The sequence below is a fragment of the Rothia sp. 27098_8_27 genome, assembly GCF_041432805.1.
GTDB lineage: Bacteria > Actinomycetota > Actinomycetes > Actinomycetales > Micrococcaceae > Rothia > Rothia mucilaginosa.
The window spans coordinates 159,482-183,880 of sequence record NZ_JAPWAJ010000005.1 but is presented as its reverse complement, the minus strand read 5'-3'; the positions used below and the strand labels follow the sequence as shown (position 1 = coordinate 183,880).

Annotated in this window: 20 protein-coding genes and 1 tRNA gene; 6 read left to right on the top strand and 15 right to left on the bottom strand. The window is 58.5% G+C overall.

Translation table 11 applies throughout. The features are described 5' to 3' along the window. Positions 1-498 precede the first annotated feature (498 nt). From rlmB to O3675_RS07150, 9 genes are all read right to left on the bottom strand, one after another. Positions 499-1,485 carry a 23S rRNA (guanosine(2251)-2'-O)-methyltransferase RlmB gene (gene rlmB, locus O3675_RS07190; protein ID WP_005507146.1) on the bottom strand — a complete coding sequence of 329 codons (987 nt, stop codon included), beginning with the start codon at positions 1,483-1,485 and terminating at the stop codon, positions 499-501. Positions 1,486-1,580: 95 nt separating this feature from the next. Continuing rightward, positions 1,581-2,999, bottom strand: a complete 1,419-nt coding sequence (gene cysS, locus O3675_RS07185) for a cysteine--tRNA ligase (RefSeq protein WP_044146129.1) — start codon at positions 2,997-2,999, stop codon at positions 1,581-1,583. 82 nt (positions 3,000-3,081) lie between these two features. Next, a complete protein-coding gene (gene ispF / locus O3675_RS07180; protein WP_005507148.1) occupies positions 3,082-3,564 on the bottom strand; it encodes a 2-C-methyl-D-erythritol 2,4-cyclodiphosphate synthase in 483 nt (160 codons plus the stop codon). Between the two features lie 73 nt (positions 3,565-3,637). Beyond that, complete coding sequence (ispD, locus tag O3675_RS07175; RefSeq protein WP_005507149.1) at positions 3,638-4,381, bottom strand: 2-C-methyl-D-erythritol 4-phosphate cytidylyltransferase; 744 nt, start codon at positions 4,379-4,381, stop codon at positions 3,638-3,640. Between the two features lie 15 nt (positions 4,382-4,396). Then, complete coding sequence (locus O3675_RS07170; RefSeq protein ID WP_005507150.1) at positions 4,397-5,080, bottom strand: response regulator transcription factor; 684 nt, start codon at positions 5,078-5,080, stop codon at positions 4,397-4,399. Between the two features lie 41 nt (positions 5,081-5,121). Continuing rightward, entirely contained in the window at positions 5,122-6,264 is a 1,143-nt protein-coding gene (locus O3675_RS07165) for a cell wall metabolism sensor histidine kinase WalK (protein ID WP_012904157.1), read from the bottom strand. Positions 6,265-6,431: 167 nt separating this feature from the next. Next, the gene (locus tag O3675_RS07160; protein WP_005507152.1) at positions 6,432-7,169 is read right to left on the bottom strand and encodes a phosphoglyceromutase; all 738 of its coding nucleotides are present in this window, start codon (positions 7,167-7,169) and stop codon (positions 6,432-6,434) included. 220 nt (positions 7,170-7,389) lie between these two features. After that, on the bottom strand, positions 7,390-7,707 hold the full coding sequence (locus O3675_RS07155; protein ID WP_070605019.1) for a DUF2516 family protein: 318 nt from the start codon (positions 7,705-7,707) through the stop codon (positions 7,390-7,392). A 48-nt stretch (positions 7,708-7,755) separates the two neighbouring features. Continuing rightward, positions 7,756-8,958 carry a PLP-dependent aspartate aminotransferase family protein gene (locus tag O3675_RS07150; RefSeq protein WP_371571761.1) on the bottom strand — a complete coding sequence of 401 codons (1,203 nt, stop codon included), beginning with the start codon at positions 8,956-8,958 and terminating at the stop codon, positions 7,756-7,758. 159 nt (positions 8,959-9,117) lie between these two features. On the opposite strand from O3675_RS07150, the gene tmk reads away from it, so the two are divergent. Further along, positions 9,118-9,834 carry a dTMP kinase gene (tmk, locus tag O3675_RS07145; protein ID WP_083315074.1) on the top strand — a complete coding sequence of 239 codons (717 nt, stop codon included), beginning with the start codon at positions 9,118-9,120 and terminating at the stop codon, positions 9,832-9,834. After that, positions 9,831-10,973, top strand: coding sequence for a DNA polymerase III subunit delta' (locus tag O3675_RS07140; protein WP_371571759.1), 1,143 nt, complete (start codon positions 9,831-9,833; stop codon positions 10,971-10,973). Before tmk ends, O3675_RS07140 begins: the two co-directional genes overlap by 4 nt. A 111-nt stretch (positions 10,974-11,084) precedes the next feature. Here the strand turns inward: O3675_RS07140 and O3675_RS07135 are convergent, their stop codons facing one another. The 3 genes from O3675_RS07135 to manA form a co-directional block, all read right to left on the bottom strand. Next, entirely contained in the window at positions 11,085-12,440 is a 1,356-nt protein-coding gene (locus O3675_RS07135; protein WP_371571757.1) for a PFL family protein, read from the bottom strand. A 9-nt stretch (positions 12,441-12,449) separates the two neighbouring features. Beyond that, positions 12,450-12,719 carry an ACT domain-containing protein gene (locus O3675_RS07130; RefSeq protein WP_005507158.1) on the bottom strand — a complete coding sequence of 90 codons (270 nt, stop codon included), beginning with the start codon at positions 12,717-12,719 and terminating at the stop codon, positions 12,450-12,452. Positions 12,720-13,018: 299 nt separating this feature from the next. Then, positions 13,019-14,206: a mannose-6-phosphate isomerase, class I gene (gene manA / locus O3675_RS07125; RefSeq protein ID WP_303975781.1), complete on the bottom strand. Its 1,188-nt coding sequence runs from the start codon at positions 14,204-14,206 to the stop codon at positions 13,019-13,021. 137 nt (positions 14,207-14,343) lie between these two features. On the opposite strand from manA, the gene O3675_RS07120 reads away from it, so the two are divergent. Then, positions 14,344-15,750 carry a phosphomannomutase/phosphoglucomutase gene (locus tag O3675_RS07120; RefSeq protein ID WP_371571755.1) on the top strand — a complete coding sequence of 469 codons (1,407 nt, stop codon included), beginning with the start codon at positions 14,344-14,346 and terminating at the stop codon, positions 15,748-15,750. 156 nt (positions 15,751-15,906) lie between these two features. Here the strand turns inward: O3675_RS07120 and O3675_RS07115 are convergent, their stop codons facing one another. The 3 genes from O3675_RS07115 to O3675_RS07105 form a co-directional block, all read right to left on the bottom strand. Beyond that, complete coding sequence (locus tag O3675_RS07115; protein WP_371571753.1) at positions 15,907-17,088, bottom strand: FAD-binding oxidoreductase; 1,182 nt, start codon at positions 17,086-17,088, stop codon at positions 15,907-15,909. A gap of 631 nt (positions 17,089-17,719) precedes the next feature. Beyond that, positions 17,720-18,190, bottom strand: coding sequence for an Rrf2 family transcriptional regulator (locus O3675_RS07110; protein WP_311450002.1), 471 nt, complete (start codon positions 18,188-18,190; stop codon positions 17,720-17,722). Positions 18,191-18,549: 359 nt separating this feature from the next. Then, positions 18,550-20,400: a phosphoenolpyruvate carboxykinase (GTP) gene (locus O3675_RS07105; RefSeq protein ID WP_371571751.1), complete on the bottom strand. Its 1,851-nt coding sequence runs from the start codon at positions 20,398-20,400 to the stop codon at positions 18,550-18,552. 500 nt (positions 20,401-20,900) lie between these two features. Between O3675_RS07105 and O3675_RS07100 the strand changes: the two genes are divergently transcribed. The 3 genes from O3675_RS07100 (at position 20,901) to O3675_RS07090 (ending at position 24,211) form a co-directional block, all read left to right on the top strand. Next, positions 20,901-20,976, top strand: a tRNA-Arg gene (locus tag O3675_RS07100). A 353-nt stretch (positions 20,977-21,329) separates the two neighbouring features. Beyond that, positions 21,330-22,958, top strand: coding sequence for a DNA repair protein (locus O3675_RS07095; RefSeq protein ID WP_371571749.1), 1,629 nt, complete (start codon positions 21,330-21,332; stop codon positions 22,956-22,958). Continuing rightward, positions 22,958-24,211 (top strand): cell wall biosynthesis glycosyltransferase, encoded by a 1,254-nt coding sequence (locus tag O3675_RS07090; RefSeq protein WP_371571747.1) that lies wholly within the window; start codon positions 22,958-22,960, stop codon positions 24,209-24,211. The genes O3675_RS07095 and O3675_RS07090 overlap by 1 nt, the downstream gene beginning before the upstream one ends. Positions 24,212-24,399 lie beyond the last annotated feature (188 nt).

Below are 24,399 nucleotides of genomic sequence, written 5' to 3'. Positions count from 1 at the left end.
CACAAATACGGGGGTTTAGGTTCATCCTGACCTAAACAGAACAGCAAAATCCCTAGTCAACGCAGGATAAGCCTCCCAAAAGTTCTTCAAAAAAAGTTTAAAAACCTTCAAAAGACCCCAAAAAACCTGCAGAAACTCCCTATAGAGCCCATATAGAAGGGCAGAAGAGCCCCTCAGCATCAAGAAGATAGGGAGAGAAGACGGGAAGAAAAGATGGGAAGAAAAGATGGGAAGAGGGGCTCCGCCCCTCCCCCATCTCTGTATCACCGCATCTCTGTATTTCATACCGCCGTATTTCTGTACCGCTGCACTCCCCCGTTCTGTACCTCCCCGTTCTGCAGCCTCCCTATATATGAGCACCTACATATGGGGAGAAGCGCAGAAGAGCACAGAAAAGCACAGAAAAGGAGGGCACCCCCTCACGGGGGCGCCCTCCTTATTCAAGCTACAGGGTTCAAGCTACAGAGCTACAGCCCGTAGCTCGCAAGCTTCAAAACTCTAGTTCGCGGAAGCGCGACGACGAGAAACATCGTACAGAGTAATGCCCACAGCCATCGCCGCGTTCAAAGACTCCATCGCAGAATCAATCGGAATCGACACAATCTGATCGCAGTTCTCAGTCACCAGACGGGACAGGCCCTTACCCTCAGAACCAACCACCACGCACAGCGGCTCATTCGCAAGCTCCAGAGCCGGCAGCTCAATATCGCCACCGCCATCCAGACCAATCACGAAAATACCCTGCTCCTTAGCCTGCTGAATCACGCGAGTCAGATTAGTCGCCATCGCAACAGGAATACGAGCAGCCGCACCAGCACTAGTCTTCCACGCACCAGCAGTCACAGCAGCCGAACGACGCTCAGGAATAATCACGCCATCACCGCTAAACGCGGACACGCTACGAATAATCGCACCCAAGTTACGCGGATCAGTAATACCGTCCAAAGCAACAAACAGCGGCGGAGTCGACAGCTTACCCGAGTGCCAACGCTCCATAGTATCCAGCACCAGGTCAGTAGCATCCGGGTACTTGTACGGAGGAATCTGCATCGCAACACCCTGATGCACAGAACCATCAGTCAAACGATCCAGCTCGCTACGCGGAATCTCCAGCATCGGAATATTGCGCTTATTCGCAATAGTCATGATCTCGCGAACGCGGTCATCCACCTCAACGCGGCTCATGATGTACAGGTGCTTCGACGGAATCTCAGTACGCAGAGCCTCAAGCACCGCGTTACGACCAGTCACCAGCTCATCGCTAGCACGCTTACCGCCCAAACGAGTCTGGAACTTACGGTTCGTACCGGTAGCAGCACGACGCTCAGCCGCGCGCTTCATCTTATACGCCTTGTGATAAACGCGGTCCTCAGCCTTCGGAGTAGGACCCTTACCCTCAAGCGCCTTACGACCGTGACCACCAGTGCCCTTAGTAGCACCCTTCTTCTTGCTGGTAGCGCCCGGGCGCGAACCTGCCTTAGCCATTCTTCTCTTCCTTCGTCAAAGTAATGAATACGAGTCTACGCGAGAGAAACCCGCGCGACCTAAGCCTTACGCACAAACGCGGGGCACATCACCCTCTAGCCAACGCTCCAGCTCGAACCATTCGCGCCATCCTTCACCTGCACACCAGCAGACGCCAACAGATCACGCATCGCATCAGCCTTCGCCCAATCCTTCTGAGCACGAGCATCAGCACGCTCCGCCAACACAGCCTGAATCAGCGCATCCAAAGCCTCATGCTCAGCACCCGAAGTGCCCTCAGCATTAAAGCTCATCAGCTGCGCCAGACCCAGAACCTCAGCCATAGCCATCACAGCATTCGCCGCCTCCGAAGCATCCTCACCGGCAGCAAGCGCCGCATTACCCGCACGAGTCTGCTCATGCAAAACCGCCAGAGCACGCGGAATATTCACGTCATCATCCATAGCCTCAGCAAAAGCCTCCGGAACCTCACGACCCGGCTTCAGCACATCCTGAGTTGCAGCAAGGAACGCCTCAACACGCTCAATAGCGGTCGCCGCCTCCTGCAGAGACGACGGACGGTAATCAAGAATCGAACGATAATGCGCACTACCCAGGTAATAACGAACCACCAGCGGACGAGCCATCTGCAGCATCTGCGCCGGCGAAATCGTATTACCGATAGACTTCGACATCTTCTCACCCTCATAGGTGACCATGCCGTTATGCATCCAGAAATTCGCGAAATCATCGCCAGCAGCAGTCGACTGCGCCAGCTCATTCTCATGGTGCGGGAAACGCAAATCCAAACCGCCACCGTGAATATCGAAACGCGAACCCAAATACTTACCAGCCATCGCCGAGCACTCCAGATGCCAGCCCGGACGGCCGCGACCCCACGGAGACTCCCACGAAGCAGTCAGCGGCTCACCCTCCTTATAACCCTTCCACAGGGCAAAATCGCGAGGGTCACGCTTACCGCGCGGATCAGCATCCGCAGAATCCTGCATATCCTCAACGCTCTGATTCGTCAACGCACCATACTTATCCCACGAACGCACATCAAAATACACGTCACCAGAATCATCCAGCGCAGGATACGCGTGGCCGCGATCAATCAGACGCTGAATCAGAGCAAACATCTCCGGAATATGACCGGTCGCACGCGGCTCATACGTCGGCGGATCAATACCCAACGCCGCATACGCCTGAGCAAAAACCTTCTCAAAACGGTACGCGAGCGCCCACCACTGCTCATTCGGGAACTCACCCTCAAAACCGGGCTCCATAGAATCAGCAGACTTCGCCAAAATCTTGTCATCAATATCAGTGACATTGCGGACCGTCGTCACCTTCAAACCGCGGTAACGCATCCAACGGCTCAACTGGTCAAAAACCAACGCCGAACGGATATGGCCCAGGTGCGGTTCACCCTGCACCGTAGCACCGCAATAGTAGATACGCGCCTCACCGGGCACGACGGGCTCAAACTCGCGAATAGTCGCGGAAGCTGAATCATAAAAACGCATAGTCACACTCTCATTCTACGGGGTCGGCTCAGACGCCGGGTCGGTAAATCAGCGATAGGTTACAGAATGGCTCAAAGCAACTAAGCACCTACAAACGCGGATACACCAGCGCCGTCGCAATAGCAGCCACACCCTCACCGCGGCCCGTCAACCCCAAACCGTCAGTAGTCGTCGCAATCACCGTCACCGGAGCACCCGCCGCCTCGCTCAGCACACGGTTCGCCTCATCACGGCGCGGAGAGAACTTCGGGCGGTTACCCACCAGCTGAACGCTCACATTTCCAATCTCAAAACCAGCAGCACGCACAATCGCCGCAGCCTCAGAAAGAATACGAACACCAGAAGCGCCCTTCATATCCGGGCGGTCCACACCGAAATTAGAGCCCAAATCCCCCGTGCCGGAGGCGGCAAAAAGAGCATCCGCGGCAGCATGAGCCACCACATCACCATCAGAATGGCCGCTCAAACCACGCTCACCCGGCCAATGCAGACCAGCAATATACAGAGGAGTGCCCTCCTCACCAAAAGCGTGGACATCAACACCGGTACCAACACGAGGAATAACAGTCATCACAGGACCCTTCAATCGATCAAACATCTTCTCAGCAGCAATGCCTCGGCAAAAGAGGCGTTAGGCGACAAGGTTAGGCAGCAGAATCACCAAACAGCGCGCGAGCAACCCGCAAATCCATCGGAGTCGTCACCTTAAACGCATCCGCATCACCGGCAACCGTCAACACCGGCTCACCCGCCGCCTCCATCGCCATCGCATCATCAGTGAGCAGCTCAGCCTCCTCAGCAGGCAGGGAACGGCTACGCTCATGCGCCGCCAACAGGGCAGCCACCTCAAAACCCTGAGGAGTCTGCACCGCACGCATCTGCGCACGCGAAGGAGTACCCGTCACCAAACCAGCAGAATCCACAGTCTTCACCGTATCCACCACCGGCAACACAGGAATCACCGCACGCACAACACCCTGCGGGCTCTCAGAACCCAAACCCTCAAGCACACGGTGATACACCTGCGGCGGAGTAAAAGCACGAGCGCAATCATGAATCAGCACATAATCCACCGGAACCTGCGCATCCTTCAAAGCATCCAACGCCGCAACTACCGAAGCAGTACGCGTATCACCACCGGCAGTAATCAACGCACCGACACGGCGGGCATCTTCCAAAAGCTCCGGGCAACTCGCCGAACAATCAGCAGGAACAGTCACCACCACATGCTCAGCAACACCCGAAGCGAGCGCACCCTCCAACGCATAATCCAGCAAAGTACGACCATGCACACGCACAGCAGCCTTCGGAATCGGCTCACCCAGGCGAGTACCCGAACCAGCCGCCAAAACAATCACAGCAGTATTCGCCGCAGAAGCAGAACTCATCAGTCTCAAGCCCGTCTACGCCTCAAACTTATAACCCAAGCCGCGAACCGTCACCACATACTGCGGGGCAGAAGAATCCGGCTCAATCTTCGAACGCAGACGCTTAATATGCACATCCAGGGTCTTCGTATCACCCACATAGTCGGCCCCCCACACGCGCTCAATCAGCTGGCCACGAGTCATCACACGACCCACATTGCGCAGCAGAATCTCCAGGAGCTCAAACTCCTTCAGCGGCATAGAAATCTCTTCACCATTAACCGTCACCACATGGCGGTCAATGTCCATACGCACCGGGCCGCCCTGCAGCACCGACTCAGTAGCAGAATCAGTCTCCGCCGAACGACGACGCAACACCGCGCGGATACGAGCAATCAGTTCACGCGCAGAATACGGCTTCGTCACATAGTCATCAGCGCCCAGCTCCAGACCCAGCACCTTATCCAGCTCAGAATCCTTAGCTGTCAGCATGATAATCGGGACCGAAGACACCTCACGCAGCTTACGGCACACCTCCATACCGGACATGCCCGGAAGCATCACATCCAGCAGCACCAAATCCGCGCCCTCGCGGTCGAACACCGGCAGAGCATCCAGACCGTTGTCCACAACAATCGTCTGGAAACCCTCACGACCCAGCAAAAACGCAAGGGGATCCGAGAGGGCCTCTTCGTCCTCAACAATCAGAATTTTAGACATCAATAACTTCCTTCGATTCCATAAAACCTATACCGCTAACACTACACTGCGGCCGGAGGCTCATTCAGCGGCAACGCCAACGTAAACGTCGAGCCCTCCTGCGGCATCGACCGAACCGTCACGCTACCACCGTGCTGAGTCATCACATGCTTCACAATGCTCAAACCCAAACCAGTGCCGCCCGTCTGACGCGAACGAGCCGGATCAACCCGGTAAAAACGCTCAAAAATACGCTTCTGCTCGTCCTCCGGAATACCCACGCCCTGATCAGCAACCTCAACCAGCAGCTGATCAGCCACACGGTGCACCCAAATATCCACCTTCGTATGCTCCGGCGAATAACGCACCGCGTTCTCCACCAGGTTCTGCACAGCAATACCGAGAAGCTCGGCGTCACCGTACACCTCGGGGACCTCCTCGATGCGGGTAGAAATCTGAATATCCTTCTCCTCCGCCACAATATGCGAACGATCCACCGCATCAGCCACCAAAGAAGGCACCGACACCGGACCACCACGCGCAATCACATCGGTCGACTGCAGACGCGAAAGCTCAATAATGTCACGCACCAGCGCAGACAGGCGGCGAGTCTCCTTATGAAGACGACCCACAAAATACTCAATCGCCTCCGGGTCATCACTCGCCTGCTCAATAGCCTCAGCCAACAGACTCACCGCACCCACCGGAGTCTTCAACTCATGCGACACATTCGCCACAAAATCATTACGCATACGCTGCACACGAGAAATTTCAGTGCGGTCATCCGCAAGCACCAAAATGTACTCGTCCCCCAGCGAAGCAACACGCACATCCAAGACCAGCGCCTCACCCTCACCGCGGTCAATCTCAAAAGTACGCTCCGCAAAAATACCGCGATGACGCACCGTGCGAATCATATCCGCCAACTCATCAGATGCCACCGTATGACCACGCACCAAACCCATCGCATACGCACCCGGAGAAGCCTGAACCACGCCGCCCACCTCATCAATCACCAGGTAGGCGCGACCAATCACAGCAAGCACCTGAGCGGCACCATCACGCAGCGCCGGCGCCGACACCAAACTACGCTCCTGCTCCCGCTCACTACGCGCCACCGCATTCATGCTCAGGACGCCCACCAGCAGACCTATCATGCCCGCAATAAAGGCAATCAGACCGGCATCCATGTACTTCCCTTCCATTCGGGTACCCCATAAGTATAAATGTGGCGGATACCCAGCACTTGAGCGAACGCCCGTCTTCTCAGGCAGGCTCCTCGCACAGAAACCCTGCCGGGAACGCAATGAGCCGCCCACCTCAACGGTAGACGGCTCATCACAATGACAGGGGTGAAACCCTGCCGGAGGTATTACTTACCCTGGTTTGCTACGGCAGCAATAGCGTCCTTAGCAGCCTCGGGGTCCAGGTACTCGCCGGGCTTGACGGGCTGGAAGTTCTCATCCAGCTCGTAGTACAGCGGAATACCGGTGGGGATGTTCAGGCCAGCAATGTCCTCATCGGAGATACCCTCGAGGTGCTTGACCAGCGAACGCAGGGAGTTACCGTGTGCAGCAACCAGAACGGTCTTGCCTGCTGCGAGATCGGGCTTGATGTCCGACTCCCAGTAGGGAAGCATACGGCCCAGAACGTCCTTCAGGCACTCGGTGCGAGGAGCGTTCTCAACATCCGCGTAGCGGGGGTCGTGTGCCTGCGAGTAGGGGTCGTTGTCATCCAGCGGGGGCGGCGGAACGTCGTAGGAACGACGCCAAGTCATGAACTTCTCGTCGCCGTATTCCTCGCGGATCTCGGACTTGTTCTTACCCTGCAGAGCACCGTAGTGACGCTCGTTCAGGCGCCAGGTGCGCTTGACGGGAATCCACAGACGGTCTGCTGCATCCAGTGCAAGGTTTGCGGTGTTGATTGCGCGACGCTGCAGGGAGGTATGAACAACATCGGGGAGGATGTTGCGCTCTGCCAGCAGCTCGCCGCCGCGCTTAGCCTCAGCGCGGCCCTTATCGGTCAGGTTAACGTCCACCCAGCCGGTGAACAGGTTCTTCTCGTTCCACTCGGACTGGCCGTGGCGCAGGAGTACTAGTTTGTAAGTCATACCTCTATTTTTTCATTTACCCGCCGGTTTGTCATGCCTTAGAGCCTAGAAAATATGCATTCTCCCAAAAATTTATAAGGGTCTTTTCTACCAGAACGAAAGGCTCAAAAACCCCGCCAGAAAAGGGCAAAGCTCCGCACACCATCCGACCGGGACAAACCCATCAGACAGCGCACGAGGCTTCACCATCTATCGCACAAAGCGAGCGCACAAGCTAACGCTAGAAACGGCGGCGGCCCACCGAAGGCCACACACCAGCCAGGAACACGCAGCTAATCACAGCAGCAATCAGCTGAAGAATCAGCACAGTATTACCGCCGCCAGTCACCGCAGCAAAAACGCTAAACAGCGACACCGCAGCGGAACCACCGGTCAAAGCCAGCCACGTGTTCTTCGGGCGCTTACCAGCAAAATCGTAAGCATTAGCCGGAGACGACCACGCACGAACAAAAGCCAGCACACCAACCACAGCGCCGGCAACAGCCAGTAGCACATCGATAAGAGTGGTCACATAGATGACCAACAGAATAGGAGACATAGTATTCCTTAGAATCAGCAACTTCTCTAGACAACCCTAGCAAAGTGTCTAGCGGACAGTCTTAAAGGCCTCAACCAAGTCATTGTAAAGGTCATCGACGTTCTCAATACCTACCGACAGGCGCAGCAGGGATTCGGGAATCGAATCCGGCTCGTTACCGTGGCGACGACGACGCTCCACGAGAGACTCCACGCCGCCCAGAGAGGTTGCCGGGGTCCACAGCTTCAACGCCTCCACGACGTTACGGGCACCAGCCGCATCGGTATCCAGGGTGACGCACAAAATCGCACCGAAACCGTCCATCTGCTTCTTCGCAACCTCATGGCCGCGGTCGCTCTCCAGACCCGGGTAACGCACCTCAGTCACGAAGGGGTGCTCGCTCAGACGCTCCGCCAGCACCTGTGCGTTCTGCACAGCACGTTCCACGCGCAGTGCCAGGGTGCGCAGGCCGCGCAGACCAAGCCATGCCTCCACGGGGCCGGGGATTGCGCCGTTGGTGATGCGGTGGTGCAGCATCGCCTTGTACAGTTCCTCATTCGAGGTGAGGGTCATGCCCAGCAGAACATCAGAGTGACCCGCCAGGAACTTCGTAGCGGAGTGAACCACAACGTCAGCACCCAAATCCAGGGGACGCTGCAGAATCGGGGTCGCGAAGGTGTTGTCCACCGCGGTCACAATGCCCAGGCGGCGAGCAGCAGACAGCAGGGCAGGCAGGTCAGCGACCTCAAGCATCGGGTTAGTGGGGCTCTCCAGCCATGCCAGGACCTTCGGTGCCGAGTAGTTCACGTTCTCCGGGGTGACGCCGGCGCGGGATGCGGCATCCTCCATTGCGGCGATAACGCTTGCGGTGTCTTCGATGTCCACGCGAACGAGCTCAATGATGCCGCGGCGTTCCAAATCCTTGCACAGGGTCACCGACGCCATGTATGCGTGCTTCGGAATCAGAACAATGGAGCCAACCGGCACCAGGTCGATGACAGCAGCGACAGCAGCCATGCCGGAGGGGAACAGCAGACCGGGCTGGGTAGCGTTCTCCAGCTTCGCCACAACCTCTTCCATGCCCTCCCAAGTGGGGTTCGAGAAGCGGGCGTACACGCGGTCCTGCTCAATGTTCACGGCGTCCACGCCGCGGTAGGTGGAAGAAAGAACAATCGGAGGGTTCACCGGCGCGTCATGCTCGTGTGCCGGGCGACCGCCAGAGACGACGAAGGTCTCTGCGGAGTAATTCATGTCGTGGTTATCTGCACTCATGTCTTTAAGACTGGCACACCCGCGCCCAGAACGCACGCCCGCTCAGTTGACGGCACGCAGGATTTACATGTTTTTTACCTTGATACGCGCCCAATCCCACGCGGAGGTATCACCAAAACCGCACCGGTGCAGCTAAGAGACCCGGTACCCTTAAAGGTGATGGATACTCTCAGCTACACCCCCGATGCACAGAATCTTCCCGCCGACCCGAACGGTCGCCGCGGGCTTTTTATCGTGGTCGAAGGAGGCGACGGTGCCGGCAAAACCACCCAGCTCACCCTGCTGAATGAAGCGCTCAGCGCCCGCGGATACCGTGTCATCACCACTCGCGAACCCGGCGGCACCGAGATTGGCGAGAAGCTGCGAGCCCTCGTCCTGGAAGCAGGTCAGGGCACCATTGACGACCGCACCGAGGCGCTGATCTTTGCGGCGTCCCGCGCGGCTCACGCCTCCCAGCTGATTCGCCCCGCGCTCGCTGAGGGCGCCATCGTGCTGAGCGACCGCTATATTGATTCTTCCGCCGCGTACCAGGGTGTTGGCCGTGACCTGGGTATTGAAGCCATCGTCGATTTGAGCCGCTGGGCTACCGCCGACCTGGTTCCCGACGCGACCCTATTGCTGAGCGTGCCGCTGAGCGCCGAGCAGGAACGCATGGACCAGCGCGGCACCGTCGACCGTATTGAGGCTGAAGGCGCCGCGTTCAAGGCACGTATCCACGGTGCGTTCGAGCAAATCGCCCGTGAGGACGCTAACGGTTCGCACCGCATCATCGACGGCGTGGGCACGATTGAGCAGGTGCACGCGCGCGTGCTCGAGGTGGTTGAGCCTCTGCTTGCCCTCCGCGAGCTGGTCCGCACCGGTAAGGAGGACTCATGAGCCTCTGGGATACCCTGCTGATTCCCGCCGATAAGCTCCAGCAACTACGCACGGACGCCGCCGCCAACCGCCCCACACACGCTTGGCTTTTCACGGGCGCGACCGGTGCGCCTCACCGTGAGGCTGCAAAAATTTTCGCTGCCGCGCTACTATGCGAGCAGCCCGACCCGCAGAACCGCGGATGCGGCCAGTGCAAGGGCTGCGTGACCGTCATGAACGGTTCGCACGCAGATTTTACGCACTTTAGTACCGAGGCGACGCACATCAGCATTGATGAGGCGCGCGAGCTGGTCATGAAGGCTCAGGACCGCCCGACCGTGGGTCGCTGGCGCGTGATTCTGGTTGAGGACACCGAGCGCATGCCGGAGCGTACCTCCAATGTGCTGCTGAAGGCGATTGAGGAGCCGCCGCCGCATACGATTTGGTTGTTGACGGCGCCCTCCCCCACCGATGTGCTGGTGACGATTCGTTCGCGGTGCCGTCCGGTGCAGTTGCCGGTTCCTACCGATGCGCAGGTGCACGAGTATTTGTTGGCGCACGGTGTGGTGGATCCTTTGGCGCAGCGTGCGGCGCGTCTGGCTCTGGGCGATGCGCAGGAAGGGTACCGTTTGGCGATCGATGAGCGGGCGATGGCTCGTCGGGAGTTGATTACCTCCCTGATTCTGAATGTTCGTTCTATTTCTTCGGCTTTCAACGCAGCTGAGAAGCTCACCGACCTTGCCGACCAGGACGCACAGGCTGTCTCCGCTCTCAAGGATGAGCAGGAACGCCAGGAGCTTCTGGCACTGCTGGGTATTCGCGAGGGTGAACGTGTTTCGCCGTCCTTGCGAGCGCAGGTTCGCCGGCTGGAGGAGCAGCAGAAGCGCCGCGCTAAGCGCGTTTCTTCCGATACGCTGTTGCGTTCCGTGGCGCAGGTTCAGACGGTTCTGCGTGATGCGTTGACGGTGGCTCTGTCGGCTCAGGCTCCGCTGGTCAATGAGCATTTGCGTGAGCCTCTGGAGGCGTTCTGCACCCGCCGTTCCGCCCAGCAGCTGCTGGAGGATGTGCAGGCGGTCGAGCTGACCCTGCGTCGTCTGCGGACGAACGCGAATGCGCGTTTGGCGCTTGAGGCGTTGATGAGCCGTTTCGTGTATCAGTAGCTTCTTGGTAGCTCATACAGCACAAGGGGAGGCACCGAAGAGATGATCTTCGGTGCCTCCCCTTTTTCTATTGGTTCTCAGCGCACCTAGGGCTTAGTTACGGAATCAAACTTAGTTGCGGAAACCGTGAACCGGCGACGGAATACGACCGCAGCGGGCGATGAACGCCTCCGCGCTGGGGGTGTGGGTGGGCATGACGGGTGCTCGACCGAGCAGGCCGCCAAACTCAACCATGTCGCCTACGCCCAGACCAACCGCCGGGATGACGCGGACCGCGGTGGTCTTGTGGTTCATCACGCCGATTGCTGCTTCGTCGGCAATCATTGCGGCGAGGGTGGCGGCGGGAGTGTCTCCGGGAACCGCGACCATGTCCAGGCCGACGGAGCAGATGGCGGTCATCGCTTCGAGCTTGTCGAGGCTGATGTGCCCGGCGGCTGCGGATTCAATCATGCCGATGTCCTCAGAAATCGGGATGAAGGAGCCGGAGAGGCCACCAACGTTCGAGCATGCCATGAGGCCACCCTTCTTGACCGCATCGTTGAGCAGCGCAAGTGCCGCAACAGTGCCGTGGGTGCCGACGGTTTCCAGACCCATCTCTTCGAGGATGTGCGCGACCGAGTCACCAATCTCTGCGGTGGGTGCCAGGGAGAGGTCGATAATGTTGAACTGCACGCCAAGGCGTTCAGCGGCGAGGGTACCGACCAGCTGGCCGACGCGGGTAATCTTGAATGCTGCCTTTTTGATTTCTTCGGCGCAGGTGTCGAATGATTCGCCGCGGACCTTCTGCAGGGCGCGGTGTACCACGCCGGGGCCGGAGACACCTACGGAGATGGTGGTGTCTGCCTCCTGCACGCCGTGGAATGCGCCCGCCATGAAGGGGTTGTCGCTGACGGCGTTCGCAAAGACGACAAGCTTGGCGCAGCCGAAGCCGTGCGCGTCCGCGGTCAGGTCTGCGGTGACGCGGATGGTTTCACCCATGAGCTTGACGGCGCTCATGTTGATGCCGGCGCGGGAGGATCCAATATCCACGGAGGAGCAGACCACGTCGGTTTCTGCGAGCGCTCGCGGGATGGAGCGAATCAGCTTTTCGTCGGCGGGGGTCATGCCCTTGTCGACGAGGGCGCTGAAGCCGCCGACGAAGTTCACGCCGACTGCCTTGGCAGCTGCGTCGAGGGTACGAGCGAACTCTACATAGTCCTCATCATTGGAGGCACCTGCCACCAGCGCGATGGGGGTGACGGCGATGCGCTTGTTGACGATTGGGATGCCGAGCTCAGCTTCGATACCTTCGCAGACGCTGACGAGGTTTGCGGCGCGGCTGGTGATCTTGTCGTAGATGTTGCGGCGGGCTACTTCGCCGTCGGAGTCGGCGCAGTCAAGCAGGGAGATGCCCATGGTGACGGTGCGAATGTCGAGCTTCTGCTCCTCGATCATTCGGATGGTTTCAAGAATATTGTCATTCATCATGGTGGCCGCTTAGATGGTGTGCATTGCCTTGAAGATGGATTCTGCCTGGATGCGAATCTGGACCTTCTGTTCGTGCTCAACACCAACCATGGCTTCCTGCAGGTCGATGAGGTTCTGCTGCTCTTCGTCGAAGGAGCAGTGCATGATCATGGTGAAGAATTCGCCCATGATGGTCTGGGAGACGTCGAGGACGTTGACCTTGCGCTCGGCGAGGGTTGCGGTCACGGCGGCAATAATGCCTTCGTGGTCGATTCCTGTGACAGTGAGGATAATCTTCACGGTGTTCTCCTAGTGGTTTGGGGCTGCGTACCCAATGAAGAAGTGCATAAAGGCACAGGTGCACGCATATTTATAAGATCAATTATAGGTTACCCAGAACACACTGTGCAGGGTAGACACAAAAATATCCCCTGCCTCCCATATTCGGGGCATAAAAAATCCACGCCTCCCCCAACCTGAATAGATACAGGGAAGAACGTGGATTCTTTATTATGTGTCAGTCTTGAAGTATCTTTCGACACTCCTTATAACTGGCTAGTTATAACTGTCTAGAAGTTTTAGTTATCGAGGATTATTTCCTAAACATAAGAAGCGATGTACAGCTCGCCATTACCGCTCAGGGTTGCCGCCGAGGGCTCACCCACGTGCAGTACCGACTCGGTGGCGCCCAGAACGAACTCTTCGGTGCCGTTGCCATCTGCTGCGTGAATAGTGATTTTGCCGGATACGCTCAGCGCGGCGCTAATGCCCTCGAAGGTGTATTCCTGCGGCTTGCCCTCTTCAACGCGGATGCGGGTCACGCTCATGCGCTCGTCCCACATGGCATAGGTGCCGACGGGTGCGTTCTCGGGGGTGGGACGCTGAATAACGGGTGCGTCCTGGCTTTCGCCAAGAACCTTGATGAGCTCCTCGGTGTCGATGTGCTTTGCGGTCAGGCCCGCGCGCATCACGTTATCGGAGGGGTTCATCAGCTCAATAGCGGTACCGGAGACGTAGGCGTGCACCTGACCGTCGGGGGTGAAGGCGGATTCGCCCGGTGCCAGGTGAACCAGGTTCATGACGAAGGCGACGAGCAGACCGCGGTCACCGGGGTACTTGCCGGCAACGATCTGCACGAGCTCAGCTGCGTCAGCGATGCGTGCGTTGTCGGAGCCGGTCAGCTGTGCTGCCGCCTCAACGAGCTGCTCAACAGCCGCGGTGGCGGTCTCTTCGGGCATGCGAATAATCTCGGTCAGCAGCTGCTTGGGGGTAAGCTCCACACGCTCTGCCAGCCAGGCGGCCTTGAATGCCTCGGCAAGCTCTGCCAGCTGCTCGGAGGTGCGCACACCGGTGAGCACGCGCATCTGGGTCAGGGCGATGACGGTTTCAGGCTTGGAGTAGCGGTCCTTGTAGTTGCGGTGCGGCGCGTCAATCGCGATGCCGCGCGCCTGCTCATCCTCGAAGCCGGCGATAGCCTGCTCGGGGGTGGGGTGCACCTGAATTGACAGGGGGGCGTCAATCGCAAGGATCTTAAAGAGGAAGGGGAACCAGTCGGAGGTACGGTCCGGGCGCAAGAAACGGGAGGGCTCAGCCTGGATCAGCTCGTTGAGCGGGGACTCGGTGCCGTCAACGGTCGCACGGGAGGGCGCAGCCGGATGCGCGCCAACCCACACCTCAGCCTCAGGCTGTTCGGTGGGGACGGGCACGCCACGCATGCGTCCGAGAATTTCGCGGGAACCCCACGCATAATTCTGAATCTGGTTTTTTAGGGGAAAAATCTCACCCATGGGGGAAAATACCTCTCGACGTGAGTTGCTTGAAGTAAGTGACGTGATAAAAAACCCATACATTCAGCGGAATTTATAAGGTTTTACCTGCCCATTATAGAGGCTAGTTGCACTTCTTTACCGCTAAAATAAAAGGCGTGACTACTATTAATCTACATGACTCATTCAAAGCGTACGACGTGCGTGGCATCGTCGGCGAAACCATTACCGCAGAGACTGTTCGCGCTACCGGCGCGGCTTTCGTAGACGTTCTGGGCCTGGAGGGCCAGACCATTCTGGTCGGTGGCGACATGCGCCCCTCCTCCCCCGAATTCATGGATGCATTCGCCCAGGGTGCAACCGCTCGCGGTGCAAATGTTGAGAAGATCGGTCTGATCTCCACTGACGTTCTGTACTTCGCATGTGGCGTTGAGAACGCTGCCGGTGTTACCTTCACCGCTAGCCACAACCCCGCAGAGTACAACGGCATGAAGATGGCTAAGGCTGGCGCTGTTCCGCTGTCTTCCGAGTCCGGTCTGTTCGATATTCGCGACCTGGCTCAGAAGTACCTGGATTCGGGCGAGATTCCTTCGGTTGAGAAGGTTGGCACCGTTTCCGAGAAGGACATTCTCAAGCCTTACGCAGAGTACCTGCGCAAGCTGGTTGATCTGTCTTCCATCCGCCCCCTGAAGGTTGTTGTTGACGCTGGTAACGGCATGGGTGGTATGACCACTCCCGCTGTTCTGGGCGACACCATCCTGCCGGGCCTGCCCCTGGAAATCGTTCCCCTGTACTTCGAGCTGGACGGCACCTTCCCGAACCACCCGGCTAACCCGCTGGAGCCGGCTAACCTGGTTGACCTGCAGAAGGCTGTTGTTGAGCACGGTGCTGACATTGGTCTGGCATTCGACGGCGACGCTGACCGTTGCTTCGTCATCGACGAGAAGGGTGAGCCCGTCACTCCTTCCGCTGTGACCGCTCTGGTTGCTGAGCGCGAGATTGCTCGTGCGAAGGCAGAGGGTAACGAAGAGCCCGTCATCATCTACAACCTGATCACCTCGAAGGCTGTTCCTGAGCTGGTTGAGAAGCTGGGCGGCCGCGCAGTGAAGACCCGCGTGGGCCACTCCTTCATCAAGGCTGTTATGGCTGAGGAGAACGGCGTTTTCGGTGGCGAGCACTCCGCTCACTACTACTTCAAGGACTTCTTCAACGCAGACACCGGCATGCTCGCTGCAATGCACGTGCTGGCTGCTCTGGGTGGTAGCGATCAGCCTCTCTCCGAAATCAGCGCGAAGTACTCCCCGTACGTTGCTTCCGGTGAGATCAACTCCGAGCTGGAAGACAAGGCTGCCGCTGTGGACCGCGTGCGTGCACACTACGCTAACGCTCCCGTGGTTGTTGAGGACTCCGACGGCACCACCTTCACCAACACCGAAGAGGGTTGGTGGGTTAACCTGCGTCCTTCGAACACCGAGCCTTTCCTGCGCCTGAACCTTGAGGCACCGGATGTTGCGACTATGGAGCGCGTCCGCGACGAGGTTCTGGCTCTGGTTCGCCAGGGCTAAGCACTAGCTAGCTACTAAAAAGTCCCGCCCCGCAGATTCGTCTGCGGGGCGGGACTTTTTATTTTGAGTTCTAAAAACCCGGCTAGGTTCTTCTGTCTAAGAGGAGAACCTAGCCGGGTTTAAGGAACCTAGCGGACGAGCCGGCTTACGGGGTTTTTACGCTTCGCGAGCCTGGTCGTGGAGCATCCACTGGTCGGGGCCGAAGATTTCGTAGTTGATGTTCTTGCCGGGAACGCCTGCCTCCACCAGTGCGGAGCGTACGCCCTGCATGAAGGGCAGCGGGCCGCAGAGGTAGACGTTAGCGTTGGTGGGAACGTCCAGCTTGGAGACGTCGACACGGCCGGTGAAGTCGCCGCCCTCGCCCTCGATGAAGGATACGAGGCGTGCGTTGGGCAGCTTGCCGACGAGCTCGGCGAGCTCTTCGCGCAGGGGCCAGGTGTCCAGGCGGCGGTCTGCGTGGACCACGGTCACGGGGCGCTCGGAGCCCTTCTCAACCAGCTCGGAGAGGAAGCTGAGCATGGGGGTGGTGCCGATACCTGCGGAGAAGAGGTACAGCGGTGCCTCGGGGTCGCCGAAGCCTTCCAGGGTCAGGTCACCGTAGGGGTTGGAAATCTCGACGACTGCGCCGACTTCCAGCTCGTGCAGGATGGAGGTCATCTCGCCGTTGGGGTCGAGCTTCACACCGATGCGGCGCTGGTTCTTTTCGCTGGGCAGCAGGGTGTACTGGCGTGCCTGGCGCAGACCGTCGCGTGCGGGAACAACGATGGAGATGTACTGGCCGCCCTTAGACTCGGTCATGGGAGTCTCGTCGGCGGGCTCGAAGGTCAGCACGACGACGTCCTCGCCGGTCTCCTTACGGTCAACGAGCTTGAAGGGCGCGAACATGACGTCGTTTGCCTGGGAAGCGTACAGGCCCTTCTCCAGCTTGATGAGGGCGTTGCCCATGAGCCAGTAGACCTCGGTCCATGCCTCAACGATTTCGGGGGTAGCCAGGTCGCCCAGGTTAGCGGCGATCGCCTCGAAGAGGTACTTGTAGACGGTGGGGTACTCTTCTTCCTTCAGGCCCAGGGATGCGTGCTTGTGTGCAACGCGGGAGAGGACCTCGTCGGGGTAGGAGTCCGGGTTCTGGACGATGTAGGAAGCGAACACAGCGATGGAGCCTGCCAGTGCCTTGGGCTGGGTGCCTTCGAGCTGGGAGGAGCGGGAGAACATGCCGTCCATCAGGTCGGGGCGGGCGGCGAACATTCGACGGTAGAAGTCGGGGGTGATGTCGTTGATGCGCTCAGCAATGATGGGCAGCGTTGCCTCAATAATGGGGCGGGACTTCTCGGAGAGCATGTCTTGCCTTCTTCCTGTGTGGTCACCTGGTCGTTGTGATGATGCCCTTGATATGTGTGATGCTGGGGCATTCACTCGGACAGCTCAGTTGGTGACGGAGTGTTTATAAAGCACCCTTACCGTAGCATTTTGCGGGGTGTTTGCGCTGAGTGCAGGTCACTCCCTGAGAGGTGTTGAGGGGTCTAGGCGAGACTTATGGTTCAGCTTGACTCAAAGAGAGAGCCCCGCGTCACACTATATATTTTCAGCGCTGTTTTTGAGTTCGCCGGGTGACTAGCCCCGAAGTCTGCATAAAAATTCTGGAATGAAAATATATTTACTATGGAAAGTATGCAGTGTGGTGCAAAAATGAATATGGTCACATTTTCTGCATTTGAAAAGCAAATTTGCAATATTCTGCATTTACTGCACAAATTTAGGACTCACGCAGGTTCCAGCAGTCACGCAATCAGCGGCAAAATACTCCCCACTCCCCTCGAAAACCCTGCAAGAAAGCCCAGAGACCCCCGCGCGAACCGCCCAGCAGCCCCCGCATCAACCGCAGAAACACCCTAAACTTCGTGTTAAAAGCTCTATGGAGCCTCCCACCGGAAAGCTCCATAGGTACCACGTATTCCTTTAGCGTGCAGGCTTAGCGCACAGGCAGCGCATTCTCCGGAGGCGCGAAGCCCAGCTCCACAAATACCGGGCCAACGGGACGTGCACCGGCAGTCAGCTCGCTAATCACAACCGAGTCCACCGAAGCATAGAACGCCTCACGAGCCTTCGCCAGCACGTTGCGCAGGCGGCAGAACTTATCGAGGGGGCAGTGTCCGTTCTCATCCTCACACTCAATCATGGGGATATCGCCCTCAGTAGCGCGAAGAACAGTGCCGACGGTCGCAGAACGACCAGCGTCGGAAAGCATGACGCCACCGGCGCGACCGCGAGTCGAGTCCAGGTAACCCATGTTCACGAGGAAAGCTACAGCCTTCGCCACGTGGTTGTAGGGGGTGTCCACACCTTCAGCGATCTTCTGGGTGGAAAGCTTCTGACCGGGCTCCAGAGCAGACAGGAGCATCAGAACGCGGAGCGAGACATCCGAGAATGCTGTCAAACGCATGGATACTCCTTCTAATCTCTCGTGCCACCACATATCAGTACATGTAGCAGCGGATATGCGCAGCTCGTGAAAGCCATGTGCATTCAAAAATCTTACATTGGAATTGTATAGGGGTGATAAGAGAGGCAAGAAATTATAACCAGCTGCTTCTGTGCCCCAACCACCCCGGCGGGGATTTAAAGTATTTCTCAAGAGCAAGTGGACTGCATAGCCTTACATTCACACCTTTGCGAGAAAACTTATCATTCCCCCCAGCTGACGGGGATTCAAATTTTCCCCAAGCAGAAGGAAGGAGCGGAATCTCATCGGGAGATTCCGCTCCTTCAATGCGCTAAACCTTAGGTATTAGCTGGAATGTCTTAGCCCTCCAGAGCCTTTGCCAGAGCGTCGCGCTGTTCGCGAACCTCAGCAGGCAGCTTGTCGCCGAACTTCTCGAGCCACTCGTCGATGCTGGGCAGCTCAGCAACCCATTCTTCCTTCGAGACAGCCAGAGCAGCCTTCAGTTCTTCCTCGGAGATTTCCAGACCGGTCAGGTCCAGGTCTTCCTTGGTGGGAACGGTGCCCAGGAAGGTCTCCTGGCCGCCAGCCTTGCCGTCGAGGCGGTCGCAGATCCACTTCACAACGCGAGAGTTCTCGCCGAAGCCGGGCCATGCGAAGCCACCGTCGGGGGTACGGCGGAACCAGTTGACGTAGTAGACCTTCGGCATATTCTCAGCGCCGTGCTTCTTGCCCAGGTCCAGCCAGTGCTTGAAGTAATCACCAGCGTTGTAGCCGATGAAGGGCAGCATTGCCATCGGGTCGCGGCGAATCACACCGACAGCGCCCTTAGCAGCCGCAGTGGTCTCAGAGGACAGAGTGACAGCGCGGAACACGCCCTGCTCCCAGCTCTCAGACTCAGAAACCAGCGGGATGGTGGTCTTACGGCGACCACCCAGAACGATAGCGCTCAGCGGCACACCCTCGGGGTCGTAGTACTCGGGAGCGAGCATGTCGACCTGGGATGCGGGGGTGCAGAAGCGGGAGTTCGGGTGAGCTGCCGGGCGGCCGGACTCGGGGGTCCAGTCCTTACCGGTCCAGTCGGTCAGGTGTGCGGGAGCCTCGTCGGTCTTGCCCTCCCACCAGACGGAGCCGTCGTCGGTCAGTGCAACGTTGGTGAAGATGGTGTTGCCCTTGGCGATAGCCTTCATAGCGTTCGGGTTGGTGGAGTAACCGGTGCCCGGTGCCACGCCGAACAGGCCAGCCTCGGGGTTGACCACGCGTGCCTGGTGGTTCTCGTCGAACTCGATCCATGCGATGTCGTCGCCGACCATCTCAGCCTTCCAGCCGTCGATGGTGGGCTCCATCATTGCGAAGTTGGTCTTGCCACATGCGGAAGGGAACGCTGCGGAGATGTAGCGAACCTTGCCCTCGGGGTTGGTGACCTTCAGGATGAGCATGTGCTCTGCCATCCAGCCCTCGTCGCGACCGATAACGGATGCGATACGCAGCGCGTAGCACTTCTTACCGAGCAGAGCGTTACCGCCGTAGCCGGAGCCGAAGGACCAGATTTCGCGGGTCTCGGGGAACTGGACGATGTACTTCTCGGGGTTGCAGGGCCAGGGAACATCTTCCTGACCGGGCTCCAGGGGTGCACCAACACTGTGCAGAGCCTTGACGAAGAAGCCGTTGGTCTCGTTCAGCTTGGCAAGAACGTCCTTACCGATGGTTGCCATGATGCGCATGGAGCAGACAACGTATGCGGAGTCGCTGAGCTCAACAGCAATCTTGGGGTTCTTAGCCTTCAGGGAGCCCATGACGAAGGGAATGACGTACATGGTACGGCCGCGCATGGAGCCCTCGAACAGGCCGGTCAGGGTCTGCTTCATTTCGACGGGGTCGCGCCAGTTGTTGGTCGGGCCTGCGCCTTCTTCGGTCTCGGAGCAGATGAAGGTGCGCTCCTCGACACGTGCCACGTCGTCAGGATCGGAGAAAGCTGCGTAAGAGTTCGGGAATTCGTGATCGCTGAGGCGAACAAAGGTGCCAGCGTCGACCAGTTCCTGAGCGAGGCGGTCGTATTCTTCCTGGGTGCCATCGACCCAGTAGATGTGTGCGGGCTGGGTCAGGGCCGCAACTTCGCGAACCCAGTCCAGAAGGCCCTGGTGGGTAGTGGGTGCGCTCTGCAGCTCCTTTTCGAGCTCAGCAGAGAGAGTACGAGTTGAGGTGTCAGCCATTGACGTTTTCCCCTTCAATCGGTGGCCCGGATACTACGTTGATCCGGTTAGGTCTGCGGTAACAAAGAAGCAGTTAAACACTACAAGCGTGCAAATAATGGCAAATATGCACGCTTGGACAGTCTCCACTTCCTCGTGATGCTTACAGAATAACGCATTAATGGTCTATAGAGCTTTCTATGACGCCATTTCTTACGTTCTGCGCATCACATTCTTAGAGTACGAGAGGATTTCTGTAAAGAACTTTTAGGGCTTACGGCGGGATCCTCCGGGGGATTTCAGGGACCTGCAGCGCCGGTTTTAGGGTGCCGAGAAAATATTTTGAAAAAATTTTGCGAGCACAAAAACCCCGGAATCATGCGGTAAAACGGGGTGCTTTCGATCCCCACGGAGGGGATTTTGGGTAAATTTCAAGTTTTTCGGCTTGCACACATCCAAGGACATCCGTATAGTAGTACCTGTTGCCGCGACGGGTTGAAGAAATCCGAAGCGAGGAACATGCGCCTGTAGCTCAACGGATAGAGCATCTGACTACGGATCAGAAGGTTGGGGGTTCGAATCCCTTCGGGCGCACCAACGATCCCCGGTTCTTCGGAACCGGGGATTTTTTGTATCCCCAGAAATGCGCTCAAAAAGTGCCCCACCGAAAGCGCCGGGTACAGCACAAGGCACCACATTCACGGCAGACGGCGCGGCGAGCAGAAACCGCAGCACATAGAGATACCTATATAGAGGTGCAGCAATGATGCTCCACCAGCCGCTGCCGCATCCGCACCCAAAAACTGCACCAAAAGTGCGCCTCAACCTGTGAATCCACAGATTTACGCTCCCAGATGACGTGCTCCGGGGCACACCCGCCAAAAAACGCCTAGGATGGAAAGAGGACCCTCCACACATAGGCTGGAGAGCAGACAACGCGAAGGAGCACTATGGCACAGCTATCCATTCCGCAGTCCCTGATAGGTGCACTCATCGATATAGCCGATCTGGGAACACTCGACTACTTCCCGCCCACCGAACGATGCGCCCACTGGTCCCTCTACGACGCGCAGCGCCAGGAGATCCTCTGCCCCTGCGCACCCGCCGCCAGCACCACCGCGGAGAAGCTCTTTGAGGCCGCGGCAAAGATTCTCTACGAGAATTTCCCCCGATATATCGACTCACCCGAGGAAATCATCCCTTATACCTCACGTCAGGAACTCGTTGCAGCCCTGCGTCGCGGTGAGGAAGAGCCTGTTGATGAGGAACAGGGCGAGCTGCAAGAGCAGTCAGCTGAAAATACTGTAGAGCCTACGGCTGAGGTTGAAACTAGCCCCGCCGAACCTGCAGTAGTTGAGGGCCCTGAAGTGAGCGCTTCTGGTACGCCCAAGCCTGTTGCCCCGAAGCCTGCAGCCCCGAAGCCCGCGCCCTCCCCCGCGCTCTTTGCTGCCCGCGCGGCACAGGCACCCGCCCCGGCTCCTACTCCGGCTCCCAGCGTGCCGGAAAAAGCGCCCGTGGAGGCACCCGCAGAGGCGACTACAGAAAAGACTGTTCCTGCACCGACCCCCGCCACGGTTACCCCTGCGGCACCCGAGCCCGCTGCACCGAAACCTGTAGCGCCCAAGCCCGCTGCGCCGAAGCCTGCGGCACCGACTCCCGGTGCTCCCTCCCCCGGTATGTTCCGCAAGTCCACGCTAACCTACCGGCCGCCGCGCATCGAAGAGTACCTGGAGGGTCTGCGTACCCGCCAACAGGCTGCCGAAGCCGCAGAAGCTACCCATACGGCAGTATCTAGCGAGCAGGCACCTGTTGAAGAGTTGCCCGTACTCAGCCAGTCCCTACCGGGCGCACCCGCAGCTCCCAAGCAGAGCGCGCCGAAGCCCGCTGCACCGAAACCGGGTGCACCGATGCCTGCCGCACCCGCCCCGAGCACTCCGGCAGTAGAACCGGTAGCCGCCGCACCTCACGCCATTACCGCCGAGGACCGCGAACGCAGCTACCGACTGCGCCCGAGCCTGCGCGCCCGCCTCGAACGCGAAAACATTAGCGAAGAGCTCGTGCGCACCATCCTGCGCGACGGCGAAGCGGAACGTATCAACGACTGGACCATTCGCTTCACGCACGACGACTACCGAGTGGACGTAAACACTGCCTCCGCAGAAATTATTACCGTCATTGACGAATACGACGCCGACTACAACGAAGCGGTACAGGCATCCCTGGCGCACGGCGAATACACCTCGCTCAACGCCCTGGAACTCGAATTCAGCGAGCGCGCCCGCACCTTCCTGAAGAAGAACCCACCGTTCGTCTTCGACCTGATGCTTAATGCTCTGAGCAGCCCCGAGAGCGTGCGCATGGCTGAAGGCTGGACCCGTATCTACGCGGCACAGGGTCTGGAGATCGCGGTTTCGCCCGACGAGCGGACCGTTCTTGCCCTGGCGAAAACCCCGGATTTCCATGTTCTGCACGCGGAGAACCTGCGCAAGGTGCAGCTCGAGGAGCTCAGCAACACCCTGGCGAAACAGGCAGAAGATAAAGCAGCTCGGGCAGAAAACACCACCGAGGAGGAAAAATAATGTCCGCTAAGCAGATCACCGTTCCTCTTGAGGTGTACGTTCGCCTGCAGGAGCTTGCCTCCCTCGCCGCCTATAGCTACCGGGACAATCAGGGTTCCGAAGAGAACAGTGCAAGCGATAAGCCGTGGGATTTGCTTTCCCAGGACGGCGCGTCCCTACTCGATGAGAACGGCGCGCTCAAGCCCGAAGCGGCAGAGCTCTACTTCACCCTCCTACCGCTCATTGCCCAGGAATTCATGGAGCAGCAGCAGGCACTCGTGGACGCATACCGTCAGGCGCCCAAGCCTGCCGCCGCACGCGCCAAGATTCGTCCCTCCAACCAGCGCCTCATCCCGCTGACCGAGGTGCCGCTGGAGAACCAGCGTATTGCCGCGCGCATCGAGAAGGAATTCTACGGTGACGTGCCGCCTCGCCGCCGCATCTACGGTGTACTCCCCGGCGTCATGGATTACATGATGCGCCACGGACTCACCTACGAGCTGCTGCTGGACATCATCGAATCCCCTGTCAGCACGGTGGTTCAAGAAAGCGCGCAGGAGAACCGTTACGGCCGCAAAGTCACCCTCTACACGCATGAAGAGGAAGGCTACCAGGTGGTGCTCAACCCCCTGACCGCCGAAGTGCTGGCGCTACGCCCGCTGCAGGCTCTCGCCGGAGGCTACCAGCTCTCCCCCGAGGCTCAGGCACAGCTGAAGGCACTCGGCCTGACCGGCGAGTACATTGCCCGCATCCTAGATGAGGCCGAGGACCGCCGCCCAATTCCCGGCAGCAGCCGCACCGTGTACTCGCTCAACGGCTACCAGGTGGAGTTCTCGCACTCCGATCAGCAGGTAATTCGTATTAGTCGCGGCACCGCACCCAACCGCAACCCCTTCGAATCGCAGCCGAGGATGAGCGGTACGAAGAGGCAGCGCGGCCGCAAGATCCCGCACGATGTGGATGCGTTCGTGCAGTTGCTGCAGGAGCACGGCTTCACCATCACTATGGGCGGTAAGCACTACGATATCCGCCACGAGAAGCTGGCTCCGGGTCAGAAGGCGGTCACCTCCGTGACCCCCTCAGATTCGCAGCGCTGGCACCTGAACTCGGCACGCCAGATCCGCAATACCTTCGGTATCGACCTGCGCTACGCCGATCCGCGCGATAGCGTACGCGGTATTGTGCGCGGCCCCGGAGGAAGAGTCCAGAATTCCGATAACCACAGCGCAGAAAAGCAGGACGCCGAGAAGGCTGCGGAGAAGGAATCAGAGTAGGTCTTCGTCACCGTAAAAGCGCGCCTGCGTGCCGGTTCTTTATACTGCCCCCAGCATGTCTTTGCATCTGTGGGCAGTATTCGTTGGCGCTGATATCCCGCATTGTCAGGGCAATACGCGGTAGACTGGGGGCAATACAGACATGCTATTCAGCATAAAAATTAATATGCGTTCCCGTGATATGCGTG

Coding starts and splice junctions, on each gene's coding strand:
- O3675_RS07165 (WP_012904157.1), bottom strand. CDS start 6,264: ATGGAAGGGAAGTACATGGATGCCGGTCTGATTGCCTTTATTGCGGGC.
- O3675_RS07095 (WP_371571749.1), top strand. CDS start 21,330: ATGGCACAGCTATCCATTCCGCAGTCCCTGATAGGTGCACTCATCGAT.
- O3675_RS07155 (WP_070605019.1), bottom strand. CDS start 7,707: ATGTCTCCTATTCTGTTGGTCATCTATGTGACCACTCTTATCGATGTG.
- O3675_RS07110 (WP_311450002.1), bottom strand. CDS start 18,190: ATGCGTTTGACAGCATTCTCGGATGTCTCGCTCCGCGTTCTGATGCTC.
- O3675_RS07135 (WP_371571757.1), bottom strand. CDS start 12,440: ATGATGAATGACAATATTCTTGAAACCATCCGAATGATCGAGGAGCAG.
- O3675_RS07115 (WP_371571753.1), bottom strand. CDS start 17,088: ATGCTCTCCGAGAAGTCCCGCCCCATTATTGAGGCAACGCTGCCCATC.
- O3675_RS07150 (WP_371571761.1), bottom strand. CDS start 8,958: ATGAGTGCAGATAACCACGACATGAATTACTCCGCAGAGACCTTCGTC.
- tmk (WP_083315074.1), top strand. CDS start 9,118: ATGGATACTCTCAGCTACACCCCCGATGCACAGAATCTTCCCGCCGAC.
- ispD (WP_005507149.1), bottom strand. CDS start 4,381: ATGAGTTCTGCTTCTGCGGCGAATACTGCTGTGATTGTTTTGGCGGCT.
- O3675_RS07140 (WP_371571759.1), top strand. CDS start 9,831: ATGAGCCTCTGGGATACCCTGCTGATTCCCGCCGATAAGCTCCAGCAA.
- ispF (WP_005507148.1), bottom strand. CDS start 3,564: ATGACTGTTATTCCTCGTGTTGGTACCGGTGTTGATGTCCACGCTTTT.
- manA (WP_303975781.1), bottom strand. CDS start 14,206: ATGGGTGAGATTTTTCCCCTAAAAAACCAGATTCAGAATTATGCGTGG.
- O3675_RS07105 (WP_371571751.1), bottom strand. CDS start 20,400: ATGGCTGACACCTCAACTCGTACTCTCTCTGCTGAGCTCGAAAAGGAG.
- rlmB (WP_005507146.1), bottom strand. CDS start 1,485: ATGGCTAAGGCAGGTTCGCGCCCGGGCGCTACCAGCAAGAAGAAGGGT.
- O3675_RS07090 (WP_371571747.1), top strand. CDS start 22,958: ATGTCCGCTAAGCAGATCACCGTTCCTCTTGAGGTGTACGTTCGCCTG.
- O3675_RS07170 (WP_005507150.1), bottom strand. CDS start 5,080: ATGTCTAAAATTCTGATTGTTGAGGACGAAGAGGCCCTCTCGGATCCC.
- O3675_RS07160 (WP_005507152.1), bottom strand. CDS start 7,169: ATGACTTACAAACTAGTACTCCTGCGCCACGGCCAGTCCGAGTGGAAC.